The sequence below is a fragment of the Rhizobium sp. RCC_161_2 genome (assembly GCF_041355235.1).
In the GTDB taxonomy this organism is placed as follows: domain Bacteria; phylum Pseudomonadota; class Alphaproteobacteria; order Rhizobiales; family Rhizobiaceae; genus Rhizobium.
Genome location: NZ_JBFUPL010000003.1, coordinates 550,331 through 572,084, shown reverse-complemented (window position 1 = coordinate 572,084; position 21,754 = coordinate 550,331). Strand labels below are relative to the sequence as shown.

27 protein-coding genes and 1 pseudogene are annotated in these 21,754 nt (G+C 60.9%); 11 read left to right on the top strand and 17 right to left on the bottom strand.

Going from position 1 to position 21,754, the window contains the following annotated elements; genetic code table 11:
- Window positions 1-151 precede the first annotated feature (151 nt).
- The 5 genes from AB6803_RS10645 to AB6803_RS10625 all read left to right on the top strand — a co-directional run bounded on the left by AB6803_RS10645 (window position 152) and on the right by AB6803_RS10625 (window position 5,221).
- Window positions 152-2,092 (top strand): DUF882 domain-containing protein, encoded by a 1,941-nt coding sequence (locus tag AB6803_RS10645; protein ID WP_371108834.1) that lies wholly within the window; start codon window positions 152-154, stop codon window positions 2,090-2,092.
- Between the two features lie 128 nt (window positions 2,093-2,220).
- Window positions 2,221-2,826, top strand: coding sequence for a phosphoribosylglycinamide formyltransferase (locus AB6803_RS10640; RefSeq protein ID WP_371108833.1), 606 nt, complete (start codon window positions 2,221-2,223; stop codon window positions 2,824-2,826).
- Between the two features lie 108 nt (window positions 2,827-2,934).
- Window positions 2,935-3,552: a hypothetical protein gene (locus AB6803_RS10635; protein ID WP_371108832.1), complete on the top strand. Its 618-nt coding sequence runs from the start codon at window positions 2,935-2,937 to the stop codon at window positions 3,550-3,552.
- A gap of 119 nt (window positions 3,553-3,671) precedes the next feature.
- A complete protein-coding gene (locus tag AB6803_RS10630; RefSeq protein ID WP_371108831.1) occupies window positions 3,672-4,508 on the top strand; it encodes a glycosyltransferase family 25 protein in 837 nt (278 codons plus the stop codon).
- Window positions 4,509-4,519: 11 nt separating this feature from the next.
- Window positions 4,520-5,221, top strand: a complete 702-nt coding sequence (locus AB6803_RS10625) for a polysaccharide deacetylase family protein (protein WP_371108830.1) — start codon at window positions 4,520-4,522, stop codon at window positions 5,219-5,221.
- Between the two features lie 67 nt (window positions 5,222-5,288).
- On the opposite strand, the gene copC is transcribed toward AB6803_RS10625, so the two are convergent.
- The 6 genes from copC to AB6803_RS10595 all read right to left on the bottom strand — a co-directional run bounded on the left by copC (window position 5,289) and on the right by AB6803_RS10595 (window position 9,637).
- Window positions 5,289-5,657 carry a copper homeostasis periplasmic binding protein CopC gene (gene copC / locus AB6803_RS10620; protein WP_371108829.1) on the bottom strand — a complete coding sequence of 123 codons (369 nt, stop codon included), beginning with the start codon at window positions 5,655-5,657 and terminating at the stop codon, window positions 5,289-5,291.
- A gap of 76 nt (window positions 5,658-5,733) precedes the next feature.
- Window positions 5,734-7,107: a PepSY-associated TM helix domain-containing protein gene (locus AB6803_RS10615; protein ID WP_371108828.1), complete on the bottom strand. Its 1,374-nt coding sequence runs from the start codon at window positions 7,105-7,107 to the stop codon at window positions 5,734-5,736.
- A gap of 237 nt (window positions 7,108-7,344) precedes the next feature.
- Window positions 7,345-7,764, bottom strand: coding sequence for a hypothetical protein (locus AB6803_RS10610; protein ID WP_371108827.1), 420 nt, complete (start codon window positions 7,762-7,764; stop codon window positions 7,345-7,347).
- 172 nt (window positions 7,765-7,936) lie between these two features.
- Window positions 7,937-8,191, bottom strand: coding sequence for a DUF2312 domain-containing protein (locus tag AB6803_RS10605; protein ID WP_007701156.1), 255 nt, complete (start codon window positions 8,189-8,191; stop codon window positions 7,937-7,939).
- 277 nt (window positions 8,192-8,468) lie between these two features.
- Window positions 8,469-8,774: a DUF1244 domain-containing protein gene (locus AB6803_RS10600; protein ID WP_371108826.1), complete on the bottom strand. Its 306-nt coding sequence runs from the start codon at window positions 8,772-8,774 to the stop codon at window positions 8,469-8,471.
- Between the two features lie 65 nt (window positions 8,775-8,839).
- Complete coding sequence (locus tag AB6803_RS10595; protein WP_371108825.1) at window positions 8,840-9,637, bottom strand: N-formylglutamate amidohydrolase; 798 nt, start codon at window positions 9,635-9,637, stop codon at window positions 8,840-8,842.
- Window positions 9,638-9,840: 203 nt separating this feature from the next.
- Here AB6803_RS10595 and AB6803_RS10590 point away from each other — a divergent pair, with 203 nt between their 5' ends.
- From AB6803_RS10590 to AB6803_RS10580, 3 genes are all read left to right on the top strand, one after another.
- Window positions 9,841-10,329, top strand: coding sequence for a DUF1036 domain-containing protein (locus tag AB6803_RS10590; RefSeq protein WP_371108824.1), 489 nt, complete (start codon window positions 9,841-9,843; stop codon window positions 10,327-10,329).
- Window positions 10,329-11,768: a pyruvate kinase gene (gene pyk / locus AB6803_RS10585; RefSeq protein ID WP_007701164.1), complete on the top strand. Its 1,440-nt coding sequence runs from the start codon at window positions 10,329-10,331 to the stop codon at window positions 11,766-11,768. Before AB6803_RS10590 ends, pyk begins: the two co-directional genes overlap by 1 nt.
- Window positions 11,769-11,923: 155 nt before the next feature.
- A complete protein-coding gene (locus AB6803_RS10580) occupies window positions 11,924-12,559 on the top strand; it encodes a LysE family translocator (protein WP_371108823.1) in 636 nt (211 codons plus the stop codon).
- Between the two features lie 3 nt (window positions 12,560-12,562).
- Here the strand turns inward: AB6803_RS10580 and AB6803_RS10575 are convergent, their stop codons facing one another.
- The 4 genes from AB6803_RS10575 to AB6803_RS10560 form a co-directional block, all read right to left on the bottom strand.
- Window positions 12,563-13,534, bottom strand: a complete 972-nt coding sequence (locus AB6803_RS10575) for a threonine/serine dehydratase (RefSeq protein ID WP_371108822.1) — start codon at window positions 13,532-13,534, stop codon at window positions 12,563-12,565.
- Window positions 13,535-13,623: 89 nt separating this feature from the next.
- Window positions 13,624-14,196: a DUF4865 family protein gene (locus AB6803_RS10570; protein ID WP_371108821.1), complete on the bottom strand. Its 573-nt coding sequence runs from the start codon at window positions 14,194-14,196 to the stop codon at window positions 13,624-13,626.
- Window positions 14,197-14,199: 3 nt separating this feature from the next.
- Window positions 14,200-14,595 (bottom strand): cupin domain-containing protein, encoded by a 396-nt coding sequence (locus AB6803_RS10565; protein ID WP_371108820.1) that lies wholly within the window; start codon window positions 14,593-14,595, stop codon window positions 14,200-14,202.
- Window positions 14,596-14,600: 5 nt separating this feature from the next.
- Window positions 14,601-14,990 carry a tautomerase family protein gene (locus AB6803_RS10560; protein ID WP_371108819.1) on the bottom strand — a complete coding sequence of 130 codons (390 nt, stop codon included), beginning with the start codon at window positions 14,988-14,990 and terminating at the stop codon, window positions 14,601-14,603.
- Window positions 14,991-15,100: 110 nt separating this feature from the next.
- Between AB6803_RS10560 and AB6803_RS10555 the strand changes: the two are divergent.
- Window positions 15,101-16,041, top strand: a pseudogene (locus AB6803_RS10555) (LysR substrate-binding domain-containing protein).
- Here the strand turns inward: AB6803_RS10555 and AB6803_RS10550 are convergent.
- The 6 genes from AB6803_RS10550 to AB6803_RS10525 all read right to left on the bottom strand — a co-directional run bounded on the left by AB6803_RS10550 (window position 16,020) and on the right by AB6803_RS10525 (window position 19,966).
- The gene (locus AB6803_RS10550) at window positions 16,020-17,072 is read right to left on the bottom strand and encodes an alpha/beta fold hydrolase (RefSeq protein ID WP_371108818.1); all 1,053 of its coding nucleotides are present in this window, start codon (window positions 17,070-17,072) and stop codon (window positions 16,020-16,022) included. The pseudogene AB6803_RS10555 and the gene AB6803_RS10550 sit on opposite strands and share 22 nt — an antisense overlap.
- 88 nt (window positions 17,073-17,160) lie before the next feature.
- The gene (locus AB6803_RS10545; protein WP_371108817.1) at window positions 17,161-17,790 is read right to left on the bottom strand and encodes a hypothetical protein; all 630 of its coding nucleotides are present in this window, start codon (window positions 17,788-17,790) and stop codon (window positions 17,161-17,163) included.
- Window positions 17,791-17,914: 124 nt separating this feature from the next.
- Window positions 17,915-18,040, bottom strand: coding sequence for a type B 50S ribosomal protein L36 (ykgO, locus tag AB6803_RS10540; RefSeq protein WP_003542835.1), 126 nt, complete (start codon window positions 18,038-18,040; stop codon window positions 17,915-17,917).
- 153 nt (window positions 18,041-18,193) lie between these two features.
- Window positions 18,194-19,252: a 5-(carboxyamino)imidazole ribonucleotide synthase gene (locus AB6803_RS10535; protein ID WP_371108816.1), complete on the bottom strand. Its 1,059-nt coding sequence runs from the start codon at window positions 19,250-19,252 to the stop codon at window positions 18,194-18,196.
- Window positions 19,249-19,743, bottom strand: coding sequence for a 5-(carboxyamino)imidazole ribonucleotide mutase (gene purE / locus AB6803_RS10530; RefSeq protein WP_039974757.1), 495 nt, complete (start codon window positions 19,741-19,743; stop codon window positions 19,249-19,251). Before purE ends, AB6803_RS10535 begins: the two co-directional genes overlap by 4 nt.
- Before the next feature lie 19 nt (window positions 19,744-19,762).
- The gene (locus tag AB6803_RS10525; RefSeq protein WP_012652299.1) at window positions 19,763-19,966 is read right to left on the bottom strand and encodes a YdcH family protein; all 204 of its coding nucleotides are present in this window, start codon (window positions 19,964-19,966) and stop codon (window positions 19,763-19,765) included.
- Between the two features lie 229 nt (window positions 19,967-20,195).
- Here AB6803_RS10525 and AB6803_RS10520 point away from each other — a divergent pair, with 229 nt between their 5' ends.
- Entirely contained in the window at window positions 20,196-20,369 is a 174-nt protein-coding gene (locus AB6803_RS10520; RefSeq protein ID WP_007701218.1) for a YdcH family protein, read from the top strand.
- Between the two features lie 217 nt (window positions 20,370-20,586).
- Here AB6803_RS10520 and AB6803_RS10515 read toward each other — a convergent pair whose 3' ends face one another.
- Window positions 20,587-20,847, bottom strand: a complete 261-nt coding sequence (locus AB6803_RS10515) for an ArsR/SmtB family transcription factor (protein ID WP_371108815.1) — start codon at window positions 20,845-20,847, stop codon at window positions 20,587-20,589.
- 245 nt (window positions 20,848-21,092) lie between these two features.
- Here AB6803_RS10515 and AB6803_RS10510 point away from each other — a divergent pair, with 245 nt between their 5' ends.
- Window positions 21,093-21,746, top strand: a complete 654-nt coding sequence (locus AB6803_RS10510; protein WP_371108814.1) for a thiamine phosphate synthase — start codon at window positions 21,093-21,095, stop codon at window positions 21,744-21,746.
- The last annotated feature ends 8 nt before the right edge of the window (window positions 21,747-21,754 follow it).

The following is a 21,754-nucleotide window of genomic DNA, read 5'->3' as shown; positions in this document are numbered from 1 at the left end:
CATATTTTGTTACCTGTCGTAAAGCACTTGTTAGTGCATCGTTCACCATGTATGAAGAGGGCGACCATGTGTGGCATTTTTGCCATCGTGTCACCGCAATTGACAGCCATTTGGAACACGATGCGACATTGTCTGTCGGACGGGGATCGAATTGCCGAATCTGAGTGGAAATACCAAGCCTAATAGCTTGAGCTGGCATTCTGCGTGCTCTGAGATATTTCGTAAGGTGGCCAAGGTCGTAGCCGTTGGCCTCCTTGCTATGGCTGTCTCCACCCCAGTTTTTGTTGGAACGCCCTCTCAGGCTGGCGGGGAAACCCGTAGCCTGAAGATTTACTATGTCCATACCGGCGAAAAGGCCGTCATCACCTACAAGCGCAATGGCAAGTATGATCCGGACGGTCTGGAAAAGCTGAATCGCATCCTGCGCGACTGGCGTAAAAACCAGCCGACCAAGATGAATCCACGCCTGTTCGATCTGATCTGGGAAGTCTACCGCGAAAGCGGTTCGCATGAATTTATCTATGTGATCTGCGGTTTCCGCTCGCCGGGAACCAACGAGATGCTGCGCACGCGCACGGCCCATACAGGCGTCGCCAAGAAGAGCCAGCATATGCTCGGCAACGCGATGGACTTCTATATTCCCGACGTCAAACTCACCAAGCTGCGCGAACTTGGCATGAAGCTGCAGGTCGGCGGCGTCGGCTATTATCCGACCTCCGGCTCGCCTTTCGTGCATATGGACGTCGGCGGCGTGCGCGCATGGCCGCGCATGGATCGCCAGGATCTCGTCCGTCTATTCCCCGATGGCAAGACCATGCATATTCCGGCCGATGGCAAACCGTTGCCGGGCTATCAGCAGGCTGTTGCCGATTACAAGCGCCGCATGTCGTCCGACGATATCCAGATTGCCAGTGCTTCTTCGCCGCGCCGTGGCTTCTTTGCCCGGTTGTTTGGCGGCGGCGGTGCTGATGAGGAAGAGGACAATGCGGATACTGGTACGCCGGCAGCGGCTGCGCCGACCACGCTGGTTGCGAAGAATACCCAGCGGGCTCCGGTAGCGACGGATGATGGCGACGACAGCCAGCCGACGCAGGTGCAGGTTGCCAGCGTCAATGCGCCTGTTCCACAGGTTCGTCCGGCTTTCGGGAATCAGGCCGGCAGCGAGGTCGCTTCGGCTTTGATGTCGCCGCCGCGCAATGCTGCTCAGGATGCGCTTGCCGCCGCGATGCCGGCTGCGGATGACCAGCAATCGCAATTTGCCGACCTTCGAGACTACCGCGTTCCAGTTCCGGCTCTGCTAAACCGCCGCACGCCGGGCGATGCCGAGCTGGCCTCCGCCACGTCTGACGGAACCGATCAGGCCGTTGGCGTTCCGGTTCCGGTCGAGCGTCCGGAAATCGCCGAAAATCTGCTTGCTTCCGCCGATGCCGATCCGGATGCGATCGACGATGCCGCCGATGAGGGCACGCTGTCGCCATCGATCGTTGCCGCGCTCGAGCAGCATCGTGCCGATCAAACGGCCCCGAATACCGGCGTTGCCGTCAATACGGTTGCCAACAATGTTGCGTCCAAGGATGAGGTGTTGCCTGCCGATAACGCTGCGGCTGACAATGATGCCGTGCGGGCTATTGCTGCCGTCCTGCCGCAGAAGAGGCCGGCGCAACAGATGCCGATGCAGGTGGCCGCCCTTGCGCCGACAGCCAGCGAAATCAAGACCAGAAGCCGCCGCTTCAACGACAGTTTTGAAGTGATGGCGCCGCAGGAACGTCCGATTGCCGTGGGTGTTGCGACGAAGGGCGGTCGTCCGAGCAAGCAGGATGCCGTGGTGGCCGATTCCGGTCGCGCCGCAGTGACCACCCCGCCGAAGCTGACGGATAAGATGATCTCGCAATGGGCGATCGCCAATGCCCGCGTCGAGATCGTCAATCGCCCGGTCAAGGCACCGCGCTTCGTCAGCCCGACGCTCCGCGCCCAGCCGACAGCCGTCTACACGGAAGGCTTCAAGGTGCAGACCGCCTCGATGGATCCTGAGCGCTTCAGCGGCACGGCCGTGAATTTCCTGCAGGTCAAGAAATTCAATTCGGTCGAATAGCCAGAGCCGCCCGGGTTCCTCGAAAATGTTGAATTTGATATGAGATCGCTTGCAGCATGGCGCTGCGGGCGATCTTTTGTTTCAACATCGTGAACGAGGTTGAAAACACCCATTGAGTACCAACGGCGATGAAAACGCTTCGTATCGCAGCTCTTGCTTCCAACAACGGTTCATCCCTTCGCGCAATCGCAGAGGCGATTGTCGCCGGCGAGCTCGATGCGACCATTTCGCTTCTGGTAAGTAATCGTTTGAGCGCCCCTGTGCTCGATTATGCCCGGGCGTGCGGCATTCCCGCCTTGTGCATCCCGACGAAAGGAATCGAATCCGAAGCCGACGAGAAGCTTCATGCGGCTCTTATGGATGCCGGTACGGAACTGGTCATTCTCTCGGGTTATTTGCGAAGGCTGGGGCCGAAAACCCTGTCGGCTTTCGAAGGCAGAATTTTGAACGTTCATCCCGCGCTTCTGCCAAAGTATGGCGGCGCTGGCATGTATGGTCGAAAAGTACATGAGGCCGTTCTTGACGCAGGGGAGCCGGTGACGGGCGCCACAATCCATCTGGTAGACGCGGACTATGATCATGGCCGGGTCATTGCTGCCAAGGAGGTCCGCATAAATACCTCGGACGATGTGGCAGCCATCGAGCGGCGCGTGATGCAGGCGGAATGCGCTCTCTTCGTTGAAACGCTGCAAAGAGTTGTGACCGGCGAGCTTTCGTTGCCGTTGTACGGATAGGGCCATATCCGCTTCCTGCTCCTGTGATCGTGGGAATTTAGTCTCGCTTCATCCTTGGCTCAGCAAGCGCTGCTAATCCATCATAGCTGCTGGGCTGGATATCCTTCATTGACACGCAAGACGGCTATTATCATCGGCAACGGAAAACTGCAAAGCGATGTCTCGGCGATCGTGGACGATGCGGAATTCGTGATGCGCTTCAACGAGCCGAACCTCTCGGGCGGCATGAGCGGCACGCGCGCGGATATGCTCATGCTGGCCGCGTCGAGCAAGGCGATGCAGCGGCGATTGGTCGATCCGGCCTTTCTGGAAAGCCCTGCTTTCAAGGCGGTGAAAGAGGTCGTGCTGGTCTATCATCCGGGCATCATCCGCCAATATCACCCTAAGCCGAATATCCTTTCACGTTTGAAGGGAAGGAAGGCTGATTGGTCGATGCAGGCGATCGATTTGATCGGCAGTGCGGGTAAGGAAATCCGTATCATGCCGCCGCAATTCTACCTTCACGGCTGTGCGGCTTTAGGGATAACGGGCTCCAGAATGCGTGAGGTCTTTCCGAGCACGGGATTTCTCGGCATCTGCCATGTTCTTTCGAACTTTACCGAAGACGAATGGGAGGTAAAACTCTGCGGCTTCACCTGGGAAGGCTGGAAGCGCCATGCTTGGCAGGACGAACGCCGCTGGGTCGAGGAGAAGATAGCGAGCGGCCGCGTCAGCATGCTTGCCTAGGAAGTCGCTGCGCGCGGTATCATTGAAAATGATCGTCTTCAGTTTCGCGTCAGGTTTGCCTAAGCCCGCCTTCATTCACGATTGCTAGGCGTCTCGCATAAGACAGCGAGATTCCTCAGATGCAGACCTATAAACTCGGCTCCCTGGCCGCCGCGCCGCTTGAAAGAGCTCATGCCGGATTGGGGCTGGACAATGCTCCCCTGGGCAGGATCCATCCTCAGCCGGGTCAAGCGAACATACGCGGCTTCATCATTCATCTGGATCGCGCACACGAGCGTCTGCCCCAGGTGGAGAGGCTCGCGGCCATGCTTCCGGTTCGAAGCGACATCATCCAGGCCGTTGATGCAAGCGCTTTGCCCGACGCCGACATAGACCTCGTCTATCGGCGGCATTTGCACACACCGCGCTATCCCTTCGAGATGAGTGTCGGCGAGATCGCCTGTTTCCTCTCGCATCGCAAGGCATGGGCGGCAATCGTCGAGCAGGGTGTCGATGCCGGCCTCGTGTTTGAAGATGACGTGGAGATCGATGCCTCGTTTCACGCCGCTTTTGCCGCCGCTCAAGCTTGTCTCACGCCGGGTGCCTTCATTCGCTTTCCTTTCCGGATGGGCAAGGAACATGGTGAGTGTGTTTTGACGCATGGTCAGGCCAGCGTCATCCAGCCAGCCCGCGTCGGTCTTGGCATGGTGGCGCAGCTTGTCAGCCGCGATGCCGCCATCCGGTTGCTTGAGGCGACGACCTTGTTTGACCGTCCGGTCGACACGACGGTCCAGATGCGCTGGCTGACCGGCCTTTCGCCCCTCGCTGTCTTGCCGGGCGGCGTTCATGAGATATCCGCGCAACTCGGCGGCAGCACCATCAAGAGCCGGAAGACCGTGTTCGAGAAGCTGTCGAGAGAGATCCTGCGACCGCTTTATCGTGCGAAAATCGCTATACGTTCCCGCCGCTCAAGCTGAGACCAAACACGTTGGCCGTTCCAATTCTCTTATATCATCAGATCGCGGTGCCGCCCTCGCGGCGCGCGCCTTTCAGAAGCATGGCGGTGCATCCGGAGGCGTTCCATAGCCAGATGGCCTGGCTGAAAAGACTGGGCGTGCAGGCTCTTTCGCTGCGTGAGGCGCTCCCCTACATCCAGGGCGCCAAGACCGGCAAGGTTGCTGCCATCACCTTCGACGACAGCTACGCCAATGTCTATGAGAACGCCTTGCCCGTCTTGCAGGAATTCGGCTTCACCGCCACCAATTTCGTGGTTGCCAATCAGGTCGGCGGCAGCAATGTCTGGGATATTCCGAACGGCGTGGCGCGGGCGCCCTGCATGTCCCTGGAGCAGCTGCGCAAATGGGTGGCTCTCGGGCATGAGGTCGGTTCGCATACGCTCGATCATGTCCACCTTCCGCAATTGCCGATGCCGGAAGCCCGCCGCCAGATCACCCATTCGCGGGAGCTGCTGGAGGACATGCTGGACGAGGTCGTCTCTTCCTTCTGTTTTCCTTACGGGGACGAAATGCCGCTCGATCGGGTTCTGGCCTATGAGGCTGGCTACAGCGCGGCAACGACCACACGGCGCGGCAGAGCGCGGCAGGACCATGATCCCTTCGGCCTGCCACGCGCCACGGTTCGCCGCAACGACAGCTGGCTCCATTTCATCAAGAAATGTGTCTCCGGGTGATTGCGCAGTGGCGGCAGGATGCAAGCTGATCGCTCCTTGCCAGTAGCAGGGAGCGATCGTGAATATTTCACGGCGCGACGGTGAAGCTGTAGGTGCCGTTCGTCTTGTGGCCGTCGGTGGAGAGGACATGCCATTCGACGGTGTATTTGCCGGCCGCCAGCTTGTCTGTGACCGGGATCATCAGCGTAGTATCGCCTTTCATCAGCATGGCTTCTCCTGTTTTCACCGCCGCCTTATCCGGGCCAGTGACGGTCACGTCGCTGAATTTGAGATTCAATCCTTCGGTGAAGGTAAGGTCGAGTTCGGAGGGCGCCTGTTTCACGGTGCCATCGATGACTGGCGCGGCTGATTTGAGATGAGCATGGGCGAAGGCCTGGCCCGCGAAAGCGAGGCTGGTTGCGAATGCTGCGATAAGGAGTTTCTTCATCTGGGGCATGGTGATTGTCCTTTCAGGTTGAGGATCCGCAGGGGTTTCCTGCGGCAGGTTGTGGTGACGGTAAGGCAGGCGTTCGTCATGAGAAGAAGCGCCGGAACGGCGGTACGAAGCGCAGCAGGATCTGGTCGAAGAGCAGCATGACGACGATGGCGAGCCCGGTGAGCGGGAAGGCGGTGCCGAAAGCGATGACGATCAGCCAAAGGCCGATATAGACGGACTTCCTTGGCGGCATGGGCGGAACGCCGAGGCGACCCACTGGGCGGCGCTTCCACCACATGATGACGGCCGTCACGCAGGACAGAATGATCGCCAGGCAGGTCGTCAGCATCAGAAGCTGGTTGAAGAGGCCCCATTCCTGGCCCAGATGGACGTTGATCCCCCATTCGATCGCCTTGCCGAGAGCGGGGTACTGGCTGAAGGAGAGATCGACGAGCGGCTTTCCGGAATATTGGTCGATATGGATGGTGCGCTCGTCGGCGAGATCGGCGGGATAGAGTGCTGCGGTGTAGACGCCTGTTGCGTCGGAAGGGATGGCGGTTGCAAAACCCGGTGCCATGGCGAGCCCCTTGGCGATCTCCACCGCCTTGTCGATGCCGATCGGCTTGGCTGGCTGCGCGGCGGCCACATCGGATAGGGGAATTGGCGCCTTTTCGACGATCCAGCCCGGCGCCGGCAGGATATCGTCCGTGACCTTTGTCGATGTCGGCACATTGTCCCATAGGGCGGCGGGAAAACCGAGGTCGTGCTCCGTCAGCCAGGTTTTGACATTGGCGCCCCAATAACCCGACCACGGCATGCCGCTGAGGGCGAGAAAGAAGATGAGGACACCCGCGCCGGCACCGGTGACGGCATGCAGGTCGCGCCAGAAGACGCGGCGCGAAGGTGTGCCGCGAACCGTCAGGACGCCGCCGGTCTGCTTGCGCGGCCACCAGAGATAGATGCCGGTGACGACAAGCACGAGTGCGAAGCCGCCGACAATCTCGATGAGCCGGTTGGTCCATGTCCCGAAATAGTCGAGGCTGTGGAGACGCCGGACGACCCAGCCGAAATCCTGTTTGGAACCGACCGAATCCAGCACCTCGCCATTGTGCGGATTGACATAGACGACGGTTGACTGGCCGCCTTTCGATACGGTGACCGCGGCCGATCGATTGCCGGCCGGGGCTTCGCGATAGGAGGTAGCCCTGGCGCCCGGCATGGCTGCGGTCGCCGCATCGACGATCTGCTGCGGCGCCAACGCAGGTCCGGTATCGGCGACGACATGGCGATGGCTATAGAAGGTGGTGTCGATCTCGTTCTTGAAGAGATAGAGCGATCCGGTGATCGCAAGATTGAGCATGAAGGGGATGACGAGCAGGCCGGCAAAGAAATGCCAGCGCCAGATCGCGCGATAGAGCGAGATGGTGTCGGTGGTTATAGCGGCAGGTTCGGCCGCGGTGAAGGCAGACATGAAAGATCCTCCGGAAATCCGGCTGGCGACGGGAGGGCCTGTCTGCGGGGGAGGTGACAACCGTTCCGGTCGCTGCCCTATGAGGATCTGCACCCGCGGTTGGGATGCCGAGGCGGCCCGTTTCGCGCAGCGATGATCAGCATGGAGGCAATCCACCCGCAGCCGGCACGATCAGATCTCGTGCATGGTCCGGCCGCCGTTGACGACGAGCGTCACGGCGCGGGCCGCAACGCAGGCTCAGGCAATGGTGATGCGGAGGAGGGGTGGCGCGCGCGGGCCGGTATTCGGCGGATAGAGCTGGCGGTGGAAGGCTTCGGTTTTCGGGGCCGGAATATCTTGGCGTGTGAAGGCGACATGCTCGCAGATATCCATCGGCGGCAGGGGAAGCAGGGCCGCCGAAGAGATGCGGCAGGCCTCACAGCTCGGCACATGCGCCTTGCTGTGTTCCTTGCCGTCCGCCGTCTTTTCGGTGACGCAGAGAACCGGCAGGGTTCCGTCCGGCAGCCTGTATTGGGCAAGTGCAGCGGGTGTCAGTTCGTCGGCGCTGGCAACGGCCGGCTGATGGGCAAAGCCGACGGATAACAGCGCGAAGGCGCATAGAATGCGCAGCAGCCACTGTGTTGTCCTGGAGGGTTTTTTCCCCACTGCCGTCCCCATCACCTCTTGCAGGCAAAGCACCTACGACATTCGATGGGCGAGCTCAATGCGGCAATTTGGTATGCGCGCCTGATCGGTCGAACAGGCGGAATGATCGACGGCCGGACAATGCCGGCCGTTGGGTTTTGTTGAACATAGGCTTTCAGCGCTGCGCCCGGAGGCGGGCTGCGACCTATTCCATTCCGAGCGCAGCCATATAGGTCTGCAGGATGGATTCTTCTTCGAGGCGCTCGTTGGCGTCCTTCTTGCGCAGGCGAATGATGGTGCGGATCGCCTTGGTGTCGTAGCCGCGCCCCTTTGCCTCGCCCATCACGTCCTTGATGTCGGACTGGATGGCGCCCTTTTCTTCTTCAAGCCGTTCGATACGCTCAATGAACGCCCGCAGTTCGGCGGCGGCGACATTCTCAACACTCGTCGTGTCGTCCATTTTCTTTTCCTTTCAAGGCGGCAGCCTGCGCTGCTCTGTGGTTCATGCAATTCCCTGTTTAAAGGCGGGAATTACGAAATTCCTGGCCGAAATCCCATGCGCTTGTCTTGCGCGTCCATCCGCTCGATCCGCTTCGACGGAAGCGCAAAGCTGATCGCGGGTGACGCCGGCAGTCTCGGATACATCGTCTCCGGAGTGCGTGGGGTTTCGAATTCGATCGGGCCGTTGACGTGCCGCGAATGGAGCGCGAGGTCAAGCCGTCTTGGCGAAAGCCGGTCTATTCTTTCGGCTTGTTCTGCTCAAAACTGGCTTTTTGCACAGCCGAGGCTTCGGCCTGATGCAGATTCTTCCAGTCCTCATAGGGCATGCCGTAGACCATCTCGCGCGATTCGTCCTTGGTCACCGGCAGGCCCGCCTCTTCGGCCGCCTCGCGATACCAGTTGGACAGGCAATTGCGGCAAAAGCCGGCGAGATTCATCAGGTCGATATTCTGGACGTCGCTGCGTTCGCGTAAGTGCGCGACGAGACGACGGAAGGCTGCCGCTTCCAGTTCGGTCTGCTGTTGCTTGCTGAGCGTGCTCATCGTGACTTCCTTACATTTCTTCTATGGCATGATCTTATCCAAAAACCGTTTCACACTTTTGGGGATCAAGCCTCTTCGTATGGACCGGTGCGCGACGGATAGATCTTGTATTCGTGCAGCGCCGGGTCATCGTTCATCGCCGAGAAGATCGGCGCCAGCCGCTCGGCCCATTCGGCGATGCCGGCCTCATCGCCGATCAGATCCTGGCGGACCTCCAGCAGCGCATGCGGAATGCCCTTTACCATGCAATGGCGATACATGGTGTCGTTCTTCAGCGCGCCATCATAGGGTTCGTTGTCGCCTATGACGAGATTGGTATCGGCACCAAGCTTTGCAAGAAGCGGCAAGACGGCGCGCTCGTCGCTGTCCCAGAGCACGCTCGCATGCCAGGGGCGGGGAACGCCTTTCCAGGCTGGCGTGAAGGAATGCAGCGACAGCACCAGTGGTGCCTTGCCCGTCGCATCCGCGACCGAGACGATCGTCTCTTCCACGGCGCGGTGATAGGGGCGGTGGAAGGTCTCGATTCGATAATTCCACTCTTCGTCGGTAATCGGGTGATTGCCGGGGATGATCGCTCCGTCGGAAATCTTCATGATCAGGGTCGGATCGTCCTCGCCGCGATTGGGATCTATCAGCAGGCGGGAAAAGCCGCCGAGCACCGCCGGGACACCGAGCCGCGCGGCAAGGTGGCGGCAAAGACCCTCGATGCCGATGTCATAGGCGATGTGCCGCGAGAAGGCGGTTTCGGGCAAGCCAAGCCGGCCATAAGCCTCGGGAAGATGACGCATTGCATGATCGCCGAGAATGACCATGCCTTTGTCACGATTGCCGAATATGGTCTCGAAGGATTTGAAGTCGTTCATGTGGATTGTCGATTATTGCATTTTCATCTCGTTGTTTGATTGCATGCGAGGGCGGAAGGTGCAAGGCTCGCCTGATTGATCGGGTAAGGCGCGCTGGAGGGCGTCGTCACCATCCCGTGAAGAAAATATAATCGATTAGAGTTGCGTTGACATTCATTGGATGGCGGCGCAAGAAGACGCAACAACGAATAATCGGGAGCCCATTGGAAGCCGTGTTCAGCCAAGTCGCGCCAAGTTTCGTTACGCGGTCAGGGCCGCTCGCCCGATTCGCTTTTTTCATCCTTGCCGCCGCCGCGCCGTTTTTCTTTGCGCCGAATGCAGCCCATGCCGACTTCCGTGTCTGCAACGGCACGCAGAATCTCGTGGGCGTGGCGATCGGTTATCGGGCGAAGGATGGTTGGACCACCGAGGGATGGTGGCAGGTTCCGGCCACCACCTGCGCCACATTGATCGAGGGACCGCTCCAGTCCCGCTATTATTACCTCTACGCAGAAGATGCGGCCCGTGGCGGCCGCTGGACGGGTGACGTCGAAATGTGCGTGGCGGAAAATGAATTCAAAATCCCAGGCGTGAAGGATTGCTACGCGCGCGGCTTCCAGAAGATGGGATTCAAGGAATACGACACGGGGCGTCAGGCGAGCTGGATGGTTCAGCTTTCCGATACTCCGGGCAGCCAAGAGAGCCAGAACTGATGAAACGCAACAGAAAAGTCAAAATCCTAGCGACGCTAGGCCCGGCCTCCTCCTCCGAGGAGATGATCCAGAAGCTTCATGAGGCCGGTGCCGACCTGTTCCGCATCAACATGAGCCATGCCAGCCATGACGTCATGCGCTCGCTGATCCAGCGCATCCGCGCCGTCGAGGCCCGCTGTGGCCGTCCGATCGGTATTCTCGCCGACTTGCAGGGTCCCAAGCTGCGCGTCGGTAAGTTTGCCGACACCAAGGTCGATCTCAAGCCTGGCCAGACCTTTACGCTCGACAACAACGACACGCCCGGCGACAACACCCGCGTGTTCCTGCCGCATCCGGAAATCCTGGAAGCGGTTCAGCCCGGTCATCGCCTGCTGATCGACGACGGCAAGCTGGCTCTGCGCGCTGAAAAATGCGACGGCAAGAGCATCGTCACCACCGTCATTTCCGGCACCAAGATTTCCGACCGCAAGGGCGTGAGCCTGCCCGATACGCTGCTCGGCGTCGGCGCGCTGACCGAGAAGGACCGCGTCGACCTCGACGCCGTGCTTGCCACCAATGAAATCGACTGGGTGGCGCTTTCCTTCATTCAGCGTCCGGAAGACCTGTCGGAAGTCCGCAAGATCTCGCGCGGCCGCGTCGGCCTGATGTCGAAGATCGAAAAGCCGCAGGCCGTCGAGCGCATTGAGGAAATTATCGAGCTTTCCGACGCTCTGATGGTCGCCCGTGGCGACCTCGGCGTCGAAATGCCGCTCGAAGCCGTTCCGGGCATCCAGAAGCAGCTGATCCGCGCCTGCCGCCGTTCCGGCAAGCCGGTGGTCGTTGCCACGCAGATGCTGGAATCGATGATCTCCGCGCCGGTTCCGACCCGCGCCGAAGTCTCCGACGTCGCCACCGCCGTCTTCGAAGGCGCCGATGCCGTCATGCTGTCGGCCGAATCCGCCTCCGGCGACTATCCGGTCGAGGCCGTGTCGATGATGGCGTCGATCGCCAGCACGATCGAGCGCGAGCCGCATTATTCGGGCATCATCTACGCGCAGCGCGCCCAGCCGGAAGCAACCGGCGCCGACGCGATTTCGCTCGCCGCCCGGCAGATCGCCGAGACGCTGAAGCTTGCCGCCATCGTCTGTTACACGTCGTCGGGCACGACGGGCCTGCGCGCCTCGCGCGAACGCCCGCAGGTTCCGATCCTGGCGCTGTCGCCGATCATCCAGACCGCCCGCCGCCTGTCGGTGGTCTGGGGCATGCATTGTGTCGTCACCCATGACGCCACCGACCTCGACGATATGGTCAACAACGCCTGCCGCATCGTTGCCGAGGAAGGCTTCGGCAAGCCTGGCGACCGTATCATCATCTCGGCCGGCGTGCCGCTCGGCACGCCCGGCGCCACCAACATGCTGCGCCTTGCCTATATCGGTTCGGACGGCCAGTCCGGCGTATAACGCCTACCGACGTACCCTTTGAGAACATCCTGAACCCGCTGTCGCAAGATAGCGGGTTTTTTGCTGCGCAAGGATTGCCGCATCCGTCGGAATGGTGCCCGCTTGCCAAGCGCGATATCGCATGCAACTTTCCGACAACCATAGGGGAGGAAACCATGCACGCCACCACTCTGCTTGCCTTCATCACAGTCTCCTTCATCGGTATCGCGACGCCGGGGCCGACCGTGCTGCTGGCGCTGACCAACGGTTCTCGTTTCGGCGTGCGTCGTGCCTTGGCCGGCATGGTTGGCGCCGTGCTGTCGGATTTCGTGCTGATCGGCGCGGTTGCGATTGGTCTTGGCGCGCTGCTGGCGGCATCGGAATTCTGGTTCTCGGCGCTGAAATGGGCGGGTGCGGCCTATCTCGCTTTCCTTGGGATCATGATGCTGCGCTCGAAGGGAGCGATCGACGGCATGCTGAGGTCCAATGCCGAGCAGGCGAAGGGCACGGTGCTCTCCATCGGGCTGAAAAGTTTCATGGTGGCGGTGACCAATCCCAAGGGATATCTGTTCTTCTCGGCCTTCCTGCCGCAGTTCATCGATCCGACCGCGCCACTGATGGCGCAATATGCGATCCTGGCGCTGGTCTTCGCAGCGCTCGATTTCGCGATCATGTTCGGCTACGCCGTTTTCGGCTCGCAGGCCGTGCGGTTCCTGAAGGCGGAAGGCGCGAAATGGCTGGAACGCGCCTGTGGCGGGGCACTCCTGGCTTTGGCGGGTTCGCTGGCGCTTTATCGTCGCGCTGCAAACTAAGGGTTAGTGACGGCGCAACGCCGCCTCGAAGACATCCGTATCGACATTGCCGCCGGAGGTGACCGCGATCACCGTGTCGCCGTCGATCTCCTTGCCATGAAACAGAGCTGCCGCCAGCGCCACGGCACCGCCGGGCTCGACGACGATCTTCAGGCGCTTGAAGGCGAGTTCCATGGCGTCGAGCGCTTCTTCATCGGTCACGACCAGACCAGGACCGCAGAGACGCTTCAGGATCGGGAAGGTGATGTTGCCGGGCTGCGGCGTGATGATGGCGTCGCAGATCGAGCCCTGTAGCGCGGCGTTGCGCTCGATCCGTCCCGAGGCAAGCGAACGGGTGGTATCCTCGAAATCCTTGGGCTCGCAGGGACGGACCTTGAAGCCGGGGGCGCGGGCTTCGAGCGCCAGCGCGATGCCCGATGTCAGCCCGCCGCCACCGCAGGGGACCAGCACCGTTGCGGTATCGATGCCCTCTTCGGCCGCTTGTTCGGCGATTTCCAGCCCGGTCGTTCCCTGGCCGGCAATGACCTGCGGTTCGTCGAAAGGCTTGATCAGCGTCAGGCCGCGCTCTCTGGAAAGCCGCGCGCCGATCTCGTCGCGGTCTTCCTTCACGCGGTCGTAAAGCACGACTTCGGCGCCCAATGCGCGAGTGTTGGCGATCTTCAGTTTCGGTGCATCGGACGGCATGATGATGACGGCTGGAATACCGTGCAATTGCGCGGCCAGCGCCACGCCCTGGGCATGGTTGCCGGAGGAAAAGGCGATGACGCCCCTGGCGCGTACCGAGGGTTCCAGCGCCGACACCGCCGACCAGCCGCCTCGGAATTTGAACGATCCCGTATGCTGCAGGCACTCCGCCTTCACGAACAGCCGCCGCCCGGCGATTTCGTCGAGGAAGGGCGAGGAAAGAAGGGGCGTACGCCGCGCGCGACCGTCTATACGCGCGCGCGCGGCTTCGATCATTGCAATATCGACCATGGAGGGATCACTCTTTTGCTGCGGAAAGTCTCTCCATCCATAAAACGCCGCGAAGCTCTTTAAAACAACGACTTTGTCCCGGTGACACTTCAGCTTACGCCCGGCGCTGAAAGATGGCCGACATTATAGGCCTGCACGCCCGGCCGCAGCGCGTCCTTCGGCAGATCGGTAAAGAGCCGGAAACGCACCCGCGTCCAGCTCGTCGGCTCGAAGGCGGCGACGGAGGCGAGCGCTTCGCCACGGGCGACTTCGGCGGTGGCCTCCTCGTTCTCCTGCCGGCGAATCTCGGCAAGCGGCGCATAGGGTTCGGTCTGGATGATCTCCCTTGTGGCGAAGTGGGCCTTGCGGATGTCCGGCGAGACATCGGCACGCCAGACCACCCACGTCTTTACCTGTGGCCAGCCGAAGCTCTCGGTCACTCCGGCAAAGCCGGGGCCGCAGAGGAAACCACTCAGGCCCTCGTCCTTGTCCCAGACATAGAAGGGTGCGTAGAAATTGTCCCGGCTTCCCGTTGTCGCATCGCCCTTCCGGGCGGTGAGATAGGCCTTGAATTTCAGGCCGGGCAAATTGTCGAGCAAAGGGCCTTTCTCCCGGATGCGACGATCGATGATCGTCATGTCGTAGTCGGCGGGCGGGGTGAAGACGTACTGCATGGCGATCATGGTTCAATCCTCGAGCCAGGTCACGGCGCTGCCACCTAGGACAGCCTGGATGCTGATATAGGCGAAGGTGCTATGCAGCGTAGCACCATGGCGATGGCGCTCATCAGGCGCAAAAGTGACGCAGTCACCGGCGCGCAACTCCTCGGCCGCTTTGCCATCGCGCTCGGCCAGCCCGACGCCCGAGAGGACGTAGAGGATCTGGCCGTGTGGATGGGTGTGCCACTGTGTCATGGTGCCGGGCTCGAGTATGCAGCGCATGGCTGTCAGGTCGCCGTCCTCCCTGCTCTCGACCAGCATCTCCACCCAGAAGGGTGCGCTGGCGATGCCTTCGGGCGAACGTTGGGTATTCGCGCCGGCGCGATGGATCGGGGGTGACTGCCGAACGGTTTTCTGGCTCATCCTGGTCAATCCTGCTGGATCATCTGCGCGATACCGTCGGCGAAGGACCAGTCCTCGCGCGCCGACGTGACGATGTTGATCATGACGTCTTCCGGCCGCAGGCCCGGCGCGTCCGCAAGCAAGGTGACGAGCCGGCGGTAGAAGGCCTTCTTGACCTCCGTCGAGCGCGGCTTGCCGATGGTGATGTGGAAGAAGACGTAATCGTCCGAGCGTGGGCCACCGAGATAGGTGCGGTCGAAGATCAGCTCGTTCGGTTCCAGCTGATGAATCGCCTGGAAACGATCGGTCGGCGGCACGTCGAAGGTCTCGACCATGGCGCGGTGGAAATTGTCCGAGAGAGCCTTCAGAAATTCTGGCGACTTGCCGCGGAGAAGGGAAATATTCGTGAAGGGCATGATGTGCTCCTGTTCTCTGTCCACTTGACGAGCACACCATGTCACGGGATAATCATACTGAAAATCAGAAAATATTGGACGTATAGTCCCAAAAATATGGACGATTTGCCGTGCGGAAAATCATCTTCGATCTCGACGTCCTGCGCAGTTTCGTCACCGGCATGGAGCTTGGCAGCTTTGCCAAGGCGGCCGACCGGCTCGGGCGTTCGACATCGGCTGTCAGCGCGCAGCTGAAGAAGCTGGAGGAGCAGGCGGGCACGCCGATCTTCCGCAAGGCCGGACGCGGGCTGGCACTGACCGAGGCCGGGGAGACCATGCTCGCCTATGCGCGACGATTGCTCGATCTCAACGACGAGGCCGCGACCGCGATCCATGGCGGGATCTGGAGGGCTGGGTGCGGCTTGGCCTGCAGGAGGATTTCGGCGAGACGCTGCTGCCGGAGGTGCTGGGGCGCTTTGCCCGTGCCCATCCGAAGGTCCGCATCGAGGCGCGCGTGGTTCGTAATGCGGAGCTGGTCGACCGGGTAACATCCGGCAAGCTCGATCTGGCGCTTGCCTGGAGCGACGGATTTCGCACCGCCCACAGCGAACGGATCGCCGAAGTGCCGATGTGCTGGGTCGGGCCGGCTGAGGGACCTATCCATTGGCATGCCGCGGGAGGCGAGCCGCTGCCGCTGGCATCGCTGGAGGCGCCTTGCCTGCTGCGGTCGATTGCGACGAAGGTGCTGGATCGCGCCCGCATCGGCTGGCGGATTTCCTTCGTCAGCCCGAGCCTTGGTGGTCTCTGGGCCGCGACGGCGGCGGGGTTGGGCGTGACGGTGAGAACGCCGCTGGGCCTGCCGGACAAGGTGCGGCCGCTAATGGCGGGCGAAGCCGGCCTGCCGCCATTGCCGAAGCTTGATCTCGTGCTGCATCGCGCCGAGGCGGAGGCGAGCCCGGCGACGGAACGGCTGGCTTCGATCATGCTGCAGGCGGTGCGGCAGACGGTGGAGACCATGCCGCAGGGGCGGGTCTTTGCTGACAAGCCGGACTACGAGGTCGAGACTGCCTGAGGCGGCGCGGCGATTTCGGTCGCCGGCTGCGGCTTCAGGTTGGCGATGCGCGCTTCCGCCTGTCGGGCGAGTGACTGGAGGTCGCGTGATGCGCCAGCGAGGCGTTCCATCGCGGCGATGGCGACGTCGGTTGCCACATAGTCCGGCTTGTGACCGAGATTGTGGATGGTGATGAGTTCCGCGCCGGGAATGTCGCGCGCCAGGCCGCGCGAATGCAGTTCCTCCAGAACGATATCGTCACTATCTCCGGTGATGATGACAGTCGGCGCCTTGATCTCGCGATAGCGGGGCGCTTGCGCCGAAACAAAGGCGAAGAGGTTGACGACATCGGCCGCGTTGTTGCGGAAGGTCTTCGGTCGCAACACCAGCGCTGGCGCTGTCTTTTCGACATAGTCGGCCGGTCGTTCGTTGGGACGGAAGATATTGCGCGTGCCGCTTTCCACCCGCCGCAGACCCATCGGTATCACCAGCAGATGCGAGAAGAGCCAGCCGAGGACCGGCATGGCGGCAAGCGTATAGTACCAGTCGATGCCGCCGGGCCAGGGGTGGGTCGCCGGTGCGAGGAAGAGCAGGCCGGCAGTTTTGTCGGGGTGGCGAACGCCGAAGGAGGCGGCGATCGCACCGCCGAAGGAATGGCCGATGATGATGGCCTTTTCGATGCCGCGTTTCTCCATCAATCGGGCGATGGCGTCGGCCTGGCCGGAGGGCAGGGCGTTTTCCGGGCCGCCGCGTTCGGAATAGCCGTGGCCGGGCCGGTCGACGAACAGCATTTCGGCACGGCCCGCAAGTGGGCCGGCAAAGGCTTCGAACTGGTCGCGCAGATTGCCGCTGGCGCCATGGATGAAGATCAGAGGCGGCAGGTCGGCTGTGGCCGGACGCGGCAGATGCACGGCATTGATGCGGAGATCACCGATATCGGTCAACTCGCCGATATTGGGATGGGCCTGCTCTATGGCGCGCGTCTTGAAGGCCGAGAAACCGGCAACGGCGATCAGAATGAAAACAAGGGCGTAAAACAGCACATTGATCATTTCGGTATGATGCAGCTATTGGGGCCGTCAGCCAGTCCGACGTCTATGACCTCTCGTCCGTCGCAGGCTTACCCGTTGTTGATAAATCTCAAGTTCGGCTCCCGGCGATTTTTTCCGAGAGCGTATTCACCTGCTCCTGGGCGGCGCGATTCGCCGGATAGACCTCAAGGAAGCGTTCCCACGCCTTCAGCGCCATCTCGTCCTTGCCGGCCTCGCTCAGGATCGCGGCCATGCCGCCGAGCGCGCCGAAATGGCGCGGCTCTATCCGCAGGACCTGATTGATGTCCTCCATCGACTTGCGATAGTCGCCGATGGCGTAATTCAGCGTTGCGCGCCGATTCCAGCCCTCGACATAGTCCGGCTTCAGCGAGATGACCTGGTCGAGAAAATCCATGGCCGCCGGATTGCGCTTTTCCTGGATGGCCTTGTCGGCCCATTGCATCAGGAGATTGATGGTGGCGCTGCCGGAATCACTCAATTCCACGCGGATCTGGTCGGCAATCAGGTTTGCCTGATCGGGATCGCGCTGGCGCTTCAGAGCTGTGAAGAGATTGTCGACCTGCTGCTTCGGCGATAGGCTCGCGGCAGCGGTGCTAGGGTCTTTTTTCTCAACGATACCGGAATCATCTGCCATCGCGACATGCGGGGCGACGACGGTCAGGGCAAGGAGAATCGGCAGGGCCGGATATGACAAAGCAAAAACGCGCATGGCGGGCATAGTAGCCCGCCAATGTCGAAGATCAAAACAATTTTGATGTGATCATCCCGAACGATTATGATGCGAGATCATAATCCGGCCGTTAGACGGCCGGCCCGGTTCGTAAACCGGGCTCCACGCAAAATCAGCCCTGACGAGCCTTAAAGCGCGGGTTCAGCTTGTTGATGATGTACATGCGGCCCTTGCGGCGAACCAGACGGTTGTCACGGTGACGCGCCTTGAGCGACTTGAGCGAATTCTTGATCTTCATTTTTCTGATCCGCGATCTCTGAGGGGGAATGTCACATTCGCCCGTATCTTTTAACAATCAAAAGCGCGCTCAGGGCGCGCTCTTTAGGGTGGGGAGCAAATACCTCGTCGCCTGGGCCCTGTCAACCACGTCAGGGGCTTTTTCCCTGTACTGTTAGCGGCGAAGCTGCGTGACATGGCCCATTTTGCGGCCGGGACGGGACTCCGTCTTGCCGTAGAGATGCACTAGCACATCGTCACGGCGCAGCCAATCGGGGACCGAAAGGATGTCGTCGCCGATCAGATTCTGCATCACGCAGTCGGAATGCCGGACGGGATTGCCGAGCGGCAGGCCGGCGACGGCGCGGATATGCTGCTCGAATTGTGAGACGACGCAGGCAGCCTCTGTCCAGTGGCCGGAATTGTGCACGCGCGGCGCCATTTCATTGGCGATCAGGCTGCCGTCGGCAAGCGCGAAGAACTCGATGCCGATGACGCCGACATAGCCGAGCGCAGCCAAGATCTTCTCCGCAGCCTCGCGGGCTGCTGCCGCTGTCTCGTCGGAGATGCTCGCGGGCAGGGTGGAGGTGTGGAGGATGCCGTCGCGGTGGATATTTTCCGCCGGATCATAGCAGGCGATTGCGCCATCCAGGCCGCGGGCGGCGATGATGGAAATCTCCCGCTCGAAGGACACGAAGCTTTCGAGGATCAGCGGCACGCTGCCGAGGGCTGCATAGCCGCCTTCGGCGCTATCGGCGGACGAGCGGTAGACACGCTGGCCCTTGCCGTCATAGCCGAGGCGACGGGTCTTCAGCACGCCCTGTCCGCCGAAATCGGCAAGGGCGGCTTCGAGATCGGCCTGGCTGTCGACGGCGTGGAAGCGGGCGGTCGGAATGCCGCAATCGTTGATGAAGCGCTTTTCAGTCAGCCTGTCCTGCGCCATTTCCAATGCCTTCGGCGGTGGATAGACGGGGACATCCTTGGCCAGCCTTTCGGCGGCAACGACCGGCACGTTTTCGAATTCATAGGTGACGACGTCGCAGCGCTTCGCCAGTTCGGCAAGGGCGGAGGGATCGTCATAGGCAGCGACGATCTGCTCGTTTGCCAGCTGCGCTGCCGGACAATCGGCCTGCGGCTCCAGGATGACCGTTTGAAAATTCAGCCGGGCCGCGGCCATGGCCAGCATGCGGCCGAGCTGGCCGCCGCCGATGATGCCGATCGTTTTCGCGGTCATAGGTCGTCCATCGGATATTCGGCAACCGCGGCGCTCTGCCGGGCGCGCCATTCGTCGAGCCGGTCGGCGATCTCTTCGTCACTGAGCGCGAGGACGGCGGCGGCCAGAAGCGCGGCATTGATGGCGCCGGCCTTGCCGATTGCCAATGTGCCGACGGGAATGCCGGCCGGCATCTGGACGATGGAAAGAAGACTATCCTGTCCGGACAAGGCACGCGATTGCACCGGCACGCCGAAGACCGGCAGCGGCGTCATCGAGGCGGCCATGCCTGGAAGGTGGGCAGCGCCGCCCGCGCCGGCGATGATGACCTTGAAGCCCTCGTCGCGCGCGCCCTTGGCGAAGCTCATCAGCCGGTCCGGGGTGCGGTGCGCGGAAATGATGCGCGCATCATAGGTGATTTCCAGCGCTTCCAGCGTATCCGCGGCGTTCTTCATGGTTTCCCAGTCGGACTGGCTGCCCATGATAATGGCAACGGGCGGTCTTTCTGTCATCATCGTCGCGTCTTGCTCCTCAGGCGATAATGTCGGGGATGATCTGGTCTTCCAGCTTGGTCAGCCTGTCCTTGATGACGAGCTTCTTCTTTTTCATGCGCTGAATGCGCAGAGCCTCGCAGCCCGTCTGGATCATGGCATTGATCGCGGCGTCGTAATCCTCGTGTTCCTGACGCAACCGCGCCACGATCAGCCTGATTTCCGCCTGTTCCTGATCGGCCATGCTTATTTCCCCAATGCTTGCGGAATCGCGTTCGTCCCGCCTCATGAATTCCGCAAGCTCCTATCACCAAATGGCGGGGACGGGAAGTTATCCGTCATCATGAATTTGTCGCTCAAAGGCCACGTTTTCGCCTTCGACAAGGGTTCAATATTATGTCACACTGATAGGGTTGACACCTAGAGCTCTGGCGACGGGATAGCCGGAGATCGTAAGAGGAAGGAAGGGTCATATGACTGTTCAAGCACATCTTGAATCGCTCGAAAAGAAACATGTCGCTCTCGAGGAGGCGCTGCATTCTGCACTGACATCTCCCTCTATCAATGATACCGAAATAGCCGACATCAAGCGCAGGAAGCTGCGCCTCAAGGACGAAATCCATCGTCTGAAATCGTCAGTTCACTGACGCAACGTCTTTTAAGGGACAAAACCACCGATCACAGCCAGGAAGGACAGGCGGGCCAAAAGGCCCAGGGACAATCCCGGTCGAGATGGTGGGCATTCCAGTTCAAAAAATGCGCCGGCTTCAACATGTCACAAGTGGAAGTCGGCGCAATTTTTATGTGAAATACCGGTTTTCTGTGAAATGCCGGGAATTCGCCGCAAGGCGCTAAGCGCCGCTCTCAGGCCCAGAACTGATCCAGCCACAAATTGAGCTTGTCGAAACCGCGGCTGTTGACCGCGTAAATCCGCTTCGTGCCTTCGGAGGTGACGGAAACGAGATTGCTGTCGAGCAGCGCCTTGAGATGTTGCGACACGGCGGGGCGGCTGATGGGCAGGCCCTGCGCCAGTTCATTGACCGTTTTAGGTGCGCGCCGCAACTCTTCCAGCAGATGGCGCCGGTTCGGATCAGCGATGGCTGCGAAGGGGTCCATGATCGACATGGCAAAAGGCTACGTCAAACCTGGGGGACCGGCAAGTCAATTGTGCGATGCAATGATGGATTGCGCTTTGTTTCCGGCATCTCGGCCGAAAGGTTCCACGGGGTCTTCGTAACAGATAAGGTGTTCATGGCGTGGAGCGGTTTCGGCGGCCTGCCCCTTGTCAGAGCGTTCTAACGGATTTACTCACAAACATCGAACGGGTACGCCATTCCTGACGAATGAACCCGTAAACATGGAAACTCTCAATGACCGTGCCTGAAGATCGTTGCCGCCTCGTTCTCATCGCTCCCGATATTGCCGATATCGACGAGCAGGCGAAGGTGGTGGCCGATGCGTTGAGGGGCGGGGATGTGGCCTCGGTCATCATCCCGCAATACGGGCTTGACGACAACACTTTCCAGAAGCACGCGGAAAAGCTGGTGCCCCTGGTGCAGGAGACGGGCGCCGCAGCGCTGATCGCCGGCGACAGCCGCGTGGCCGGCCGGGCCAAGGCCGACGGCTTGCACATCACCGGCAATCTTGCCGAATTCACCGAGGCGGTGGAAAAACATGTGCCGAAGCTGATCGTCGGCGGCGGCAATGCCACCGACAGGCATCACGCGCTGGAGATCGGCGAGCTGCGGCCCGACTATATCTTCTTCGGCAAGCTCGACGGCGACATCAAGCCAGAGGCGCATCCGAAAAACGTGGCGCTTGGCGAGTGGTGGGCCTCGATGATTGCCATCCCCTGCATCGTCATGGGCGGTACCGATCCGAAATCGGCGCTGGAGGTGGCTTTGTCAGGCGCCGAATTCGTGGCGCTGCACACGGCTGTTTTCGCCGATCCCGCAGCGGCGGCGTCCATCGTTGCCGAAGTGAATGCACTTCTCGACGAAAAAGCGCCACGGTTTGAAGATTGATAGCAAAC

Bases quoted from the DNA above. Each gene is read 5' to 3' on its own strand.
- AB6803_RS10615 (WP_371108828.1), bottom strand. From the start codon at position 7,107: ATGTCTGCCTTCACCGCGGCCGAACCTGCCGCTATAACCACCGACACC.
- AB6803_RS10640 (WP_371108833.1), top strand. From the start codon at position 2,221: ATGAAAACGCTTCGTATCGCAGCTCTTGCTTCCAACAACGGTTCATCC.
- AB6803_RS10580 (WP_371108823.1), top strand. From the start codon at position 11,924: ATGCACGCCACCACTCTGCTTGCCTTCATCACAGTCTCCTTCATCGGT.
- AB6803_RS10610 (WP_371108827.1), bottom strand. From the start codon at position 7,764: ATGGGGACGGCAGTGGGGAAAAAACCCTCCAGGACAACACAGTGGCTG.
- AB6803_RS10630 (WP_371108831.1), top strand. From the start codon at position 3,672: ATGCAGACCTATAAACTCGGCTCCCTGGCCGCCGCGCCGCTTGAAAGA.
- ykgO (WP_003542835.1), bottom strand. From the start codon at position 18,040: ATGAAGATCAAGAATTCGCTCAAGTCGCTCAAGGCGCGTCACCGTGAC.
- AB6803_RS10520 (WP_007701218.1), top strand. From the start codon at position 20,196: ATGACTGTTCAAGCACATCTTGAATCGCTCGAAAAGAAACATGTCGCT.
- AB6803_RS10545 (WP_371108817.1), bottom strand. From the start codon at position 17,790: ATGCCCGCCATGCGCGTTTTTGCTTTGTCATATCCGGCCCTGCCGATT.
- AB6803_RS10560 (WP_371108819.1), bottom strand. From the start codon at position 14,990: ATGCCCTTCACGAATATTTCCCTTCTCCGCGGCAAGTCGCCAGAATTT.
- AB6803_RS10525 (WP_012652299.1), bottom strand. From the start codon at position 19,966: ATGGCCGATCAGGAACAGGCGGAAATCAGGCTGATCGTGGCGCGGTTG.
- AB6803_RS10605 (WP_007701156.1), bottom strand. From the start codon at position 8,191: ATGGACGACACGACGAGTGTTGAGAATGTCGCCGCCGCCGAACTGCGG.
- AB6803_RS10550 (WP_371108818.1), bottom strand. From the start codon at position 17,072: ATGATCAATGTGCTGTTTTACGCCCTTGTTTTCATTCTGATCGCCGTT.
- AB6803_RS10515 (WP_371108815.1), bottom strand. From the start codon at position 20,847: ATGTCGATCATGGACCCCTTCGCAGCCATCGCTGATCCGAACCGGCGC.
- copC (WP_371108829.1), bottom strand. From the start codon at position 5,657: ATGCCCCAGATGAAGAAACTCCTTATCGCAGCATTCGCAACCAGCCTC.
- AB6803_RS10600 (WP_371108826.1), bottom strand. From the start codon at position 8,774: ATGAGCACGCTCAGCAAGCAACAGCAGACCGAACTGGAAGCGGCAGCC.
- AB6803_RS10575 (WP_371108822.1), bottom strand. From the start codon at position 13,534: ATGGTCGATATTGCAATGATCGAAGCCGCGCGCGCGCGTATAGACGGT.
- AB6803_RS10510 (WP_371108814.1), top strand. From the start codon at position 21,093: ATGACCGTGCCTGAAGATCGTTGCCGCCTCGTTCTCATCGCTCCCGAT.
- AB6803_RS10565 (WP_371108820.1), bottom strand. From the start codon at position 14,595: ATGAGCCAGAAAACCGTTCGGCAGTCACCCCCGATCCATCGCGCCGGC.
- pyk (WP_007701164.1), top strand. From the start codon at position 10,329: ATGAAACGCAACAGAAAAGTCAAAATCCTAGCGACGCTAGGCCCGGCC.
- purE (WP_039974757.1), bottom strand. From the start codon at position 19,743: ATGACAGAAAGACCGCCCGTTGCCATTATCATGGGCAGCCAGTCCGAC.
- AB6803_RS10595 (WP_371108825.1), bottom strand. From the start codon at position 9,637: ATGAACGACTTCAAATCCTTCGAGACCATATTCGGCAATCGTGACAAA.
- AB6803_RS10570 (WP_371108821.1), bottom strand. From the start codon at position 14,196: ATGATCGCCATGCAGTACGTCTTCACCCCGCCCGCCGACTACGACATG.
- AB6803_RS10535 (WP_371108816.1), bottom strand. From the start codon at position 19,252: ATGACCGCGAAAACGATCGGCATCATCGGCGGCGGCCAGCTCGGCCGC.